Origin of the sequence: Paraburkholderia sp. 22099 (genome assembly GCF_052045835.1) — a bacterium.
Taxonomy (GTDB): Bacteria; Pseudomonadota; Gammaproteobacteria; order Burkholderiales; family Burkholderiaceae; genus Paraburkholderia; species Paraburkholderia terricola.
Window position 1 is genome coordinate 1 of sequence record NZ_JBQEPU010000062.1, and the last position, 8,589, is coordinate 8,589.

Annotated in this window: 9 protein-coding genes; 6 read left to right on the forward strand and 3 right to left on the reverse strand. The window is 60.0% G+C overall.

Annotated features, from left to right (window positions below):
• Positions 1–563, reverse strand: a 563-nt coding sequence (locus ACTJLC_RS31395) for a TorF family putative porin (RefSeq protein WP_440846340.1), incomplete at its 3' end; no start/stop codon positions are given.
• A 27-nt stretch (positions 564–590) separates the two neighbouring features.
• A complete protein-coding gene (locus ACTJLC_RS31400; RefSeq protein WP_440846342.1) occupies positions 591–950 on the reverse strand; it encodes a hypothetical protein in 360 nt (119 codons plus the stop codon).
• A 453-nt stretch (positions 951–1,403) separates the two neighbouring features.
• Here ACTJLC_RS31400 and ACTJLC_RS31405 point away from each other — a divergent pair, with 453 nt between their 5' ends.
• From ACTJLC_RS31405 to ACTJLC_RS31430, 6 genes are all read left to right on the forward strand, one after another.
• On the forward strand, positions 1,404–2,183 hold the full coding sequence (locus ACTJLC_RS31405; protein ID WP_310136341.1) for a response regulator transcription factor: 780 nt from the start codon (positions 1,404–1,406) through the stop codon (positions 2,181–2,183).
• A 42-nt stretch (positions 2,184–2,225) separates the two neighbouring features.
• On the forward strand, positions 2,226–2,411 hold the full coding sequence (locus ACTJLC_RS31410; RefSeq protein ID WP_310136339.1) for a hypothetical protein: 186 nt from the start codon (positions 2,226–2,228) through the stop codon (positions 2,409–2,411).
• 805 nt (positions 2,412–3,216) lie between these two features.
• The gene (locus tag ACTJLC_RS31415; protein WP_310136337.1) at positions 3,217–4,911 is read left to right on the forward strand and encodes an amino acid adenylation domain-containing protein; all 1,695 of its coding nucleotides are present in this window, start codon (positions 3,217–3,219) and stop codon (positions 4,909–4,911) included.
• Positions 4,908–6,245 (forward strand): hypothetical protein, encoded by a 1,338-nt coding sequence (locus tag ACTJLC_RS31420; RefSeq protein WP_310136336.1) that lies wholly within the window; start codon positions 4,908–4,910, stop codon positions 6,243–6,245. Before ACTJLC_RS31415 ends, ACTJLC_RS31420 begins: the two co-directional genes overlap by 4 nt.
• A 57-nt stretch (positions 6,246–6,302) precedes the next feature.
• Entirely contained in the window at positions 6,303–7,067 is a 765-nt protein-coding gene (locus tag ACTJLC_RS31425; protein ID WP_114164558.1) for an enoyl-CoA hydratase, read from the forward strand.
• Between the two features lie 212 nt (positions 7,068–7,279).
• On the forward strand, positions 7,280–7,549 hold the full coding sequence (locus ACTJLC_RS31430; RefSeq protein WP_310136335.1) for a hypothetical protein: 270 nt from the start codon (positions 7,280–7,282) through the stop codon (positions 7,547–7,549).
• Positions 7,550–7,770: 221 nt separating this feature from the next.
• On the opposite strand, the gene ACTJLC_RS31435 is transcribed toward ACTJLC_RS31430, so the two are convergent.
• Positions 7,771–8,112 (reverse strand): hypothetical protein, encoded by a 342-nt coding sequence (locus ACTJLC_RS31435; RefSeq protein WP_310319282.1) that lies wholly within the window; start codon positions 8,110–8,112, stop codon positions 7,771–7,773.
• Positions 8,113–8,589: the final 477 nt, after the last annotated feature.

Sequence of the window (8,589 nt, forward strand, 5' to 3'; positions counted from 1 at the left end):
TAACCGATGCCGGCCGTCGCGGTCCAGCCGTGCACGAGCGGCAGGCGGCCGACCAGATCGTAGGCGACGGCGCGCGAACTCGGCGACGGCCCGAAGCCGGTGTTCGGCGAGAGCGCGACGGAGGCGAACACGGAGTCGCGCCAGCCAGCGGTCAGCACCAGTTCGTCGTAGTTGAAGCGCGAGGACTGTGATCCCTGGAGGAACTGGTAGTGCGAGAGCATGGCTTGGGCGCTCCAGTCGCCAGCCAGGCGCCAACCATATCCACCGTTGACGACGACTTCCGCGCCGTTGGTGGGGCGGCGGGCGGAGCGCAGCGACGCAGCCGACGCGCCCGCAAAGAAACCGTTGCCCGGATACCAGTTGGCCCCTGCGCTGACGGACGGCTGCCTGTTGCCGATGTCCATGCCGCGCGTGACCTTGTTCGTGGTGACACCTGCCTCGAACTGCCAGTCATCGCTCGCAGCCGCGGCGGGCAACGATAACACGGCGAAGGTGACGAACAGCGGGCACCATCGAACCCGGCCTACGGATAAACCGGCCGCCTTGCGGCAAGTCAGGAGCAAAGCACGCCGCAACTCCATATCGTTGGTTCACAGTTCCGGTGGATTGGGACGCTGACCGACTGGGCGTCCAGCCATCTGCACGACCCGGTGCGATGCATAATGCATCCCATCGGGTCGTGCAATCCTAACCGATAAACGCAAACGGAAAAATTCCGGAGCAAACGTCAGTGGTGTCATGAACTCGCCGCGCCGCGTGAAGCGGCCGAGAAAGCGCGCAAGTCGGCGGTGATACTCGCGATAGAGCGCGGCCAGCGCAGGTGACATGAGGTCGTCGTGCTTGAAATTGGAAAGATGACCGCAAGTGACGCCGGGCGCGAAGAAAGTCGCAAACGACGCGAAAAACCGGTGAGCGCCGTCACGCTGGTCGACGCAATGCAAAGATCGCACAGTTGCTTGTTGCGGGCAAAAAATATCAGATCAGGAAAGGCGGTTTCTACTGTCAGTACGCCCTCAACCCCCGGTAGGGATGTGCTGACATCTCCGGCGCGATGCGCCGCGCCTCATGGAACCGACGCGATGGCATGCCCGGCGTGCAGCAAGGGACGCCAGCAGGAGGCTCAATTATTTTCTACCGGAATGCATCCCGCATCGATCAGGATGGCACCTACGGAGCAGAGCCTCGATGCGAGGCAGGGTCACGCGGCAAGCGCGATCGACGGGGCAGACAGCCGACAACGGCTGGTCGCACGAAAAAGTCCAGGGAACATCAATGAGCGCCCCAACTGACCGGGAACGTTGGAGCGGCGAAGACTGCGCCGTCAGCCAACAATTGAACCGGCCTGCGTCTAAGACTTCTCAAGGACCAGGCCGACTGGAGACAATGTAGTGCGATTTGCCCTCGTGACCGAAGACCCTGTATTGACCCGCGATCTGACCGGATGTTTTGCCAGCGACCCGATTGTGATCGAGCCATTCAGCGCTGGACAGGATTTCCTGCGCGCAGCGCGTGCGACCATGTATGACCTCGTGCTGATCGATGCACAGAACAGTTCACTGTTACTCGACGTGCTTCAGTCATCGCGCAACAGCGATGCGACTGTGGGCACGCCGGTGGTCGTCCTCACGCCGTTCCCGGACTGGGCGGCAATGCTAGGCTGGATCAACGCCGGCGCCACGGATGTGGCCTACCGCTACGACCTGGAACAGGTGCGTCTGCGCGCGCATGTCGTGCTTCAGCGCGAGACACATCGGGCGGCAAGTGCCGACACCATTGAACTGGGCAGCTACGTGTTGCGAAAAGATGTCGGCCTGGTGGCTCTCGATGGCGTGGAGATACCGCTGACGCCGCGCGAATTTACGATAGCCTGGCTGTTTTTCTCGAATCCAGGCAGGTTTCTGAGCCGGGCGCAGATTGCCGGCAGCGTCTGGGGTTCACGCGAGCACGTCGCCTCGCGCTCCATTGAGCAGCACGTCTACAAGCTGCGCAAGAAGCTTCGCCTATCGCACGCATCCGGACTGAATCTGAAGACCGTCTATGCGCTCGGCTACAGGCTGGATTCCGTCCTGTCCGTCAGCCCACCTGATGGGCAGACGGGCGCGCCGAAACCTGGCGCGGCACGACCTTCATGCGCAATGCAGTCCGATGCCCGCGAACAGGGCGCTGACGTCGCCGATGCCTGAACGTCGCTTTAGCCAAAGCCGCGAAACGGGAAGGAGATGACAATGGATATTATCGAAATCGCGAAGAACGCCGGTATGCAGTTGCTGCTCGATGCAAAGATCGGCCGGGAGACATATCACAGCGTATGCGGTTCGCTGTCGTCGTTGCAGCGCTTCGCGGACGCCGTACGCGCAGCGGCCGCCGCACAGTCAGCAGCACAGGGCGACGACGAAGAGCATATGAAGTAGCGGCCTGCATCTGCGCAGCGCCCGCGGAGTGCACCAACCGCGCTTGATGTGCTGCGTCCTCTTCTGGCAAGACGTCTCCACCTGTCCGTACCAGATGATCAGCGTTTTGGTTGCGATGGATCGCGCCGGTCTGCTGCACGTCCCCTTGCAGCACCTCGTGCACGCGCCCACAGGGATCGGCCGAACGAGCACCTCGCGCACGATCCACACGATCCCGCGATAAGGCTGCTGCAGATCAACGCCCAGCGCGAGCATCGCCTCATGGACCATCGTTGGGTGACCGGCACCGCGAAACCGTCCTCCAGCGCTACGGTCGCCTTGCGCTCTTGCTGGCAGATGCGCCCAGGGTCTCACACGATGCCGGTCCGCTGGCGCACGCACCGGTGCCGGTCACTGCGACGTGCCCGCAACAAACCCTTTCGTTCTCGCCCAGGCAGCATGGCTGTTGCGCCGGCGGATCGTCTGATGCACGCACCAACACTGAAGAAATGGACCGACTTTATCGACCATCGCACTGCCGTCCGCCGCCGTGCGGCTAACCATCGCGTGAGCTAAGCAATGGAGCAAGCCCGGGTGTGAAAATGTGTCCATTCATCGAGCGGAATCTAGGGAAGCTGAGTTTCAGGCAGCGGCTAAACAGGCCCTGCATCAGCTCCTATCGACTCGCCAAAACCGTCCCCGGAATACTCAACAATTGTCATTGAAGCAACATCTGGATCGCTGGTTAGCACCTACGGACAGTTCTCATTGATCGGCGTGTCGCCGGAACGAAGACCTCCACGAATGCAACCATGGAAACCTGACTATGCATACGACGCCAGACAGCTTTGCCAATGCAACCGGACACCGCCCCGAGTCTGTTGACGTATCTGCGTATGAAGCATCGCGAGTGTTTAACAGGGAAGCAATATGCAACCTGTCGCTAGCCGATCAATTGCTATTTGAATGGTTCGGGAAGGGTCCGCACGTCGAGGCCAGATACGCTTGCGTGCATCACGCTTTCGAGCAATACGCTGCGGCGCAGCCCGACGCCATTGCCGTGCAGCATCTTGGAAACAGGATCACGTATGGCGAATTGAACCATCAGGCGAATCGTCTGGCTGCCACATTGGTCAGTCACGGCGTATCGACGGGCGACGCGGTCGCACTCTTTCTGCAGCGTTCGATATCGATGGTAATCGGCATTCTTGCCGTGCTGAAGGCTGGCGCTGCATACGTGCCACAGGATGCTGGCGTGGCTCCGCAGACTCAGCTTCGCCACATCATCAATGTTACTTCGGCGAAGGTGATCCTGACGCTCGGCCGGCTAAAGCACCTGGTCCCTGTGCCTGACGGACACGTGTGCATCGCAATCGACGAATATGTCGACGAACCTGCAGCTGACAACCTGGATATCGCGGCTCCTCTCTCCGTCGCGAGTGATGTCAATGCCGACAACCGGTGTTTCATTCTATTCACATCCGGGACGACCGGTGTTCCGAACGGGGTGCAGGTCACACATCGCAATGTATCGAACATCCTGCTGACCGAACCCGGATCTCTCGGGATGCGCCCCGGCGTCAAGGTGGCGCAGATGCTCAACATCGGGTTTGACATGGCGGCCTGGGAAATCCTGGGTTCACTGGCAAACGGCGCAACGCTTGTGATTCGCGGAGAAGGCTTCGCGCAGGTAGCCAGGGAAGTCGATGTCATCATTTCGACTCCGTCAATCCTCGCCACCCTGGACGCCGACCAGTGCCGCACCGTCAAGGTCGTCGCGGTCGCGGGCGAACCCTGCCCGAAACCGCTCGCAGACAAATGGGCCGCCTTTTGCGCGTTCCACAATTCCTGCGGCCCGACCGAGACCACCATCGTCAATACGGTGCAGCGTTATGACCCGTCGGCCGGGCGACTCACTATCGGTACGCCGACACCCAACAACACGGTCTATATCCTCGACGAGCATCGCAAGCCCTGTGCGATCGGCGAAGTGGGCGAAATGTGGGCAGGCGGCGATTGTGTCACTGCAGGCTATCTGCACAACGCCCGGTTGACCACCGAGCGCTACGCAGCCGATCCATTTCTTGGCAACGGACGGCTGATGTTCCGCACCCGGGACCTTGGCCGCTGGACGCCGGACGGTGAGCTTGAGCACTTGGGCAGAGTGGACGATCAGGTCAAGATACGCGGCTTTCGGGTCGAGCTGGATTCCGTGTCCGCGGTTCTCGAATCGGTGCCGTCGTGTACGCATGCGGTGGCCTTGAAGCTCGACAGCCGCAATCTCGCCGCGTTCGTCTGTCCCCGCTCTGTCGACACTCACGTTGCGCGTCAGATGGTCGCAGCGGCGCTGCCGTACTACTGCACACCTTCGCTGATCGTCGCAATGGACGCATTTCCACTAACCAGTCGGGGCAAGGTGGACAAACGCGTACTTCTGAACCTTGCCCTCGAGCGACTGGAAGAACAGCAGCGGCAAGCCAGTCCAGTCGAGGAGTCACTGCTTTGCGAGGTGAGAGCATGACGGCAAGTTCTCTCGACGCTGAACTGCCGATGCCACAGGGCGTCATGCGCCGCTTCGCGCGGCATCCGGCTCTGATGCACTATCACCGCCTCGTCTGTCTGGTGGGAGCGATCAACCTGGCGTTTCTCGCGTTTGGCGTGACACGCGGAACGTGGTGGACGAGGAACGGGATTGCGCTCGGCCCGATTTCAAATCTGGTTCTGGTGAATTTCTCGATCGCGATTCTGATCCGTCAACAGTACGTGATCAATCTGTTGTTCTGGCTGGCGACGCGGGCGCCGACGCACTGGCCGCTGTCGATCCGGTGGACGCTCGCGAAGGTCTATCACTTCGGGGGCTTGCACAGCGGCTGTGCTGCGGCCGCAACGGTCTGGTTCGCAGTTTTCGCGGGTTCCCTGACGTTCCATCTGGCGAACGGATTGCCTGGCGTGTCGGTCGGCATCGTCTGGGTGACGTATGCGTTGCTCGCGATTCTGCTCGTCATCGTACTGATGGCGCTGCCCGCCATTCGCGCCCGCTTCCACAACAGCTTTGAAAAGACGCACCGCTTCGGTGGATGGGCCGCACTACTACTGTTCTGGACGCAGAGCGTCATGTTCATCAACGACCAGCGAGGCGGCGCAGGTCTCGCGCACGCGCTGCTCTCGTCGCCCGGATGGTGGATGCTTGCTGTCCTCACGACTAGCATTGCGCTTCCGTGGACGCGGCTGCGCAAGGTGCCGGTCAGGATCGACACGCCATCGTCTCATGCCGCCATAGTCCGCTTTGACCACGGCGTCACGCCTTTCCCCGGATCGTCGACCGCCGTGAGTCGTCATCCTCTGTTCGAATGGCATTCGTTCGCCAACATCCCCGCGCCTCGGGAGAACGGCTTTCGCCTCATCGTTTCCCGCGCCGGAGACTGGAGCGGATCGTTCATCGACGACGCGCCGTCGCACGTCTGGGTCAAAGGAATCCCCACTGCCGGGGTGGCCAACATCGAAACCCTTTTCACACGCGTGGTCTATGTCGCGACCGGCAGCGGCATTGGACCGGTGCTCCCCCATCTGCTGGCGAAACGGGTGCCAGCCCGGCTTGTCTGGTCGACCAGGAGCCCTCGCGAGACATATGGCGACGCACTGTTAGATGAGATTCTTCAGGCAGAGCCGGGCGCAATCATCTGGGATACCGATACGCAAGGCAAGCCCGACATGGTTCGACTCGCCTACGCTGCCTACACGCAGTTCAATGCAGAGGCCGTGATCTGCATTGCAAACCAGAAACTCACGAATGCAGTCGTCTACGGCATGGAAAGCCGGGGGATTCCCGCTTACGGCGCGATCTGGGACTCCTGATCGTGACGGCGTGTCTGGTGCAACGCAGATCATCCATTTTTTTCTTGAGAGGTTCGCATGACCATTCTGATCGAACGCCGGGATCGGGTCGCCGTTATCCGGCTGAACCGCCCCAAAGCGATGAACGCATTGAGTTCCGAAGTGATGGAGGAGATTGTCTGCGCGATGCAAACGCTCGATCGCGATCCGCAGGTGGGCTGTTTCGTGCTAACCGGTTCCGAGAAGGTCTTTGCGGCAGGCGCGGACATCAAGGAGATGCAGGGCAAATCCTACATGGACATGTTCAACGAGGATTTTTTCGCTGGCTGGGATAACTTTGCGGCGCTACGCACGCCGAAGATTGCCGCCGTATCGGGCTTTGCGCTCGGTGGCGGCTGCGAACTGGCGATGATGTGCGACATGATATTCGCCGCCGAAACCGCAGTCTTCGGCCAGCCTGAAATCAGGCTCGGTGTGATCCCGGGCATGGGTGGCTCGCAACGCCTGACGAAACTGATCGGCAAGGCGAAGGCGATGGACATGATCCTGACGGGACGCACGATGGCGGCCGACGAGGCCGAGCGCGCGGGGCTCGTCGCCCGCGTGATTCCCGCCGATCGGTTGATGGAAGAAACGCTCGCCGCTGCCGCGACGATCGCCGGGTACGGCAAGGTGACTGCCATGGTCGCCCGCGAGGCGGTCGATCGCGCCCTCGAACTGGGTTTGCGCGAAGGGCTCCTGTTTGAGCGGCGAACATTTCACGCACTGTTCGCAACGGAAGACCAGAAGGAGGGCATGCGCGCTTTCGTCGAGAAAAAAACGCCCGAGTTCAAGGGCCGCTAGAAAGGACGACTCGCACTAATGCAACGCCTCGTCCAGAGTAACGCTCCGCCGTTTGGAATCGTCAATCTTCACCCGAAAAGAATGTGCGAAGTAATTTCCAGAATCTACGGCGATGATAAATCTGTCGTGGGCAAGTTCGGGTACTGTGCCGACGGGTCACCATTCGAGTCATATCCGCGAGGAGCATTCGCCTTTGCATCGGCGAACGCCAGATGAGACAGAACGACTCTGCATTCAGTTTCCTGCAATTGATCTTCGATGAAGTTGCCTCGAACGCACGTGCGTCCGCTTCGGAGAAGTTCGAAGCACCGGGCCGGATCGGCTACGGCCGCCCGCATCCGGCAGGGGGCGGCCAGAAAATCTTTTTCGAGGTGCATGTTCGATCTGAGTCGGAAAAAATGCAACGCTTCGAGGGGAATCGACCATATTTATTGCATTCGGTGAATTCAAACCGCCAGTGGCGGCATAGTGAATTCAGATAGTTTCCACTTCGAAGAACCTTCCAAACCAATCCGGGTAGTGGGGCGTCTATTGGTCGCCCGCTCTGCCTTCGGCACCAGACGGTTCTGCGATATCGGGCGAGTTTGCGTGATTGAGGGCGGCGAGCGTCCTGCCCACCATTTCGCATGTTGCTGGACGATGCATGTGCTTGCTGGCCGCCCTTTGGCCTATATCTTTGGTGGGAGCGGCCAGAGAGTGAGGGTTACCAGGCGGCCACGGAGCGGAAGAGGTCGAGATGCTGCCTCCGCTCGCCAATGATGGCGTAATTTGGCAATGCTACGCCTGACACTTGAAAACCACGGGAGCGAACAAGTCTGAGCGCCGGAATCAAGTCGGTGTTGCCGGTCATGACGATCATTTCTTCGACCGCTCCGCTATCTGCCATCGTGGAAAGGCCGAGGCCAATGCCGTTGGTGCGCGTAATTTTGTTCCCGCGAGTGGATAGTCGATTTGGGGCTGGCAGAGACTTCGAGAACAAGTTTGCTTCAAGAGGTCTTTCAGAAAGTTGTTCCCCATACCAACGTTTGAAGTGTGTCGGCCCCAAGTGAAGCGCCGAATTGAATGCCGATGACAGCGCTCGCGCCTAAGTTTGCCGGTGCAAAGTGGGAGAAGCTGAGCCTTTGGTACGGGGCTGTTGCCGTTGGTTTGCGTAAAGTTGTTCGCGTCCGCCAGCGGGCAGTCGGGAGCCATGAGCCAGCTGGGAACAATATTGTACAAATCGCAGTTGCATAATATTGTTCCCGCAGCCAACGAAGTCGTGACCATGGCCGAAGCGCGGACAGGGCAGGCCGTTGGCAGATACGCCAACAACAAATTTCTGCAAAAGACGGAAACAAGTTTATGCAAACAAACGGGACGACCACCTAAACCTTGGCGCCCATTTCTATATTTGACATAAGACAAATTATCACCCGGACGGATTGTAGTAGCTTTATAGATGGAATGGTCGCCTCCCGCCTTAACGGGCCAACCGACGCCGCAGCAACCCCGGCGACGACGTCGAGCCCGAGTATCGTCTCCG